This is a genomic window from Saccharothrix sp. ST-888 (assembly GCF_000955975.1).
Classification (GTDB): Bacteria; Actinomycetota; Actinomycetes; order Streptomycetales; family Streptomycetaceae; genus Kitasatospora.
Window position 1 is genome coordinate 1 of sequence record NZ_JYJF01000920.1, and the last position, 309, is coordinate 309.

General features: G+C 71.5%; 1 protein-coding gene. It reads left to right on the forward strand.

Annotated elements, in window-relative coordinates; genetic code table 11:
* Nucleotides 1–90 precede the first annotated feature (90 nt).
* The coding region (locus tag UK12_RS35045) for a phosphoribosylamine--glycine ligase N-terminal domain-containing protein (protein ID WP_269432075.1) at nt 91–309 on the forward strand (219 nt) is incomplete at its 3' end.

The window sequence follows — 309 nt, forward strand, 5'->3', positions numbered from 1 at the left end:
TTAGCGTCGACGCCGGGGGCGGACACGTCGCAAGCCCCGGCGGGCGTGGAGATTCCTCCAAATGGACACTGCAGAAATCCCCCGCTATTGGTGCTTCCGACGGGACCGGCGCGTGCGTCGAACCAGCCACCGACTACCCTGGCGGGCCTGAAGGTCATCGTCATCGGCGGCCGCGCCCGCGAACCCGCCCTGTGCCGCTCCCTGTCCCAAGATCCGGCCATCACCGGGCTGCACTGCGCCCCGGGCAACGCCGGGAGCGCGCAGGTGGCGACGGTCCACCCGGTCGACCAGCTGGACGGCGCGGAGGTC